1 protein-coding gene is annotated in these 1183 nt (G+C 74.8%); it reads left to right on the forward strand.

All coding sequences use genetic code 11. The features are described 5' to 3' along the window. Nucleotides 1-265: 265 nt before the first annotated feature. A partial coding sequence (locus tag KN815_RS18560) for a maltokinase N-terminal cap-like domain-containing protein (RefSeq protein ID WP_443732326.1) occupies nt 266-1183 on the forward strand: 918 nt, incomplete at its 3' end.

Consider the following 1183-nt stretch of genomic DNA (forward strand, 5'->3'; position numbering starts at 1 on the left):
CGCCGCGTGGTTTCGGCCGGGCACGGCCTCCGCTCCGGTCCTCGCTCATCCGTACGCGTCCATCTAGGCCGCGTACGGGCGTTTTCGACCCCCCGTCATGGGCACTCTGTACTCACATGCGCCACCGGCGGACCCGATCGCGTACACCGAGCTCGCCGTACGGACGATCCTCGCCCGACACGTCCCGCACCGTCGCACAGTCAATGCCGCAATCCGGGACACTTTGCCCTGATCTGTCGTGTGCCCGGGGAAAGGACGCGACGCCATGCCGGAAGCTCCGCTCTCCCGGGGGGCACAACACCCGCCGACCGCCGTACCGCGGGACCAGCCCCCGACGTCCGCCACCCGCACCACCACGGCCGCGGGCCCGTCCGGGCTGCTCGCCTCGCTCGCCCCACTGCTCGCCGAGTGGCTGCCCCGCCAGCGCTGGTTCGCGGGCAAGGGCCGTCCCGTCACCGGCTTCGCGCTGGTCTCCGCGACCGAGCTGCTGCCGTGGCGGGCGGGCGGCGGCATGCCCGGGCTGCTCCATCTGCTGATCCGCGCCCAGCAGCCGGAACCGCCCGGCCACCGGCACGGCTTCGGCTGCGGCCACCGGCACGGGGCGGCGGCCAGCGACTGCTACCAGCTTCTGCTCGGGGCGCGCCCCACGCTTCCGCCGCCGCTCGCCCCCGCGCTCATCGGCCGGCCCAGCGGCGGGCCGCTGGCCGGGCAGACGGTGTACGAGGCGCTGTTCGACCCCCGGCTCACCACGCTGCTGCTGGAGCGGTTGCGGATGCCCGGGCGGCTCGGCCCGCTGCGCTTCGTACGGGAGCCGTCCAGCGCGATCCCGTCCGCGCTGCCGCCCCGGGTGATGACCGCCGAGCAGTCCAACTCCTCGGTGATCTATGGCGATACGTTTATTCTCAAACTTTTCCGCCGGGTCAGTCCCGGCACCAACCCCGACCTCGAACTCCCCCTCGCGCTCGCCCACACCGGCTGCACCCGGGTGCCCGCACCCGCCGCCTGGTTCGAGGCCGAGCCCCCGGCCGAGGGCGCCGGGCCGCCGCCCGAGCCCGTCACCCTGGGGGTGCTTCAGCCCTTCCTCACCGGCTCCCGGGACGGCTGGCAGCTCGCGCTCGACGCCCTGGCCGCCGGGGGCGACTTCACCGACGCCGCCCGCGCGCTGGGGCAGGCGACCGCCGAG

Origin of the sequence: Streptomyces niphimycinicus, assembly GCF_018883605.1 — a bacterium.
Taxonomy (GTDB): domain Bacteria; phylum Actinomycetota; class Actinomycetes; order Streptomycetales; family Streptomycetaceae; genus Streptomyces; species Streptomyces niphimycinicus.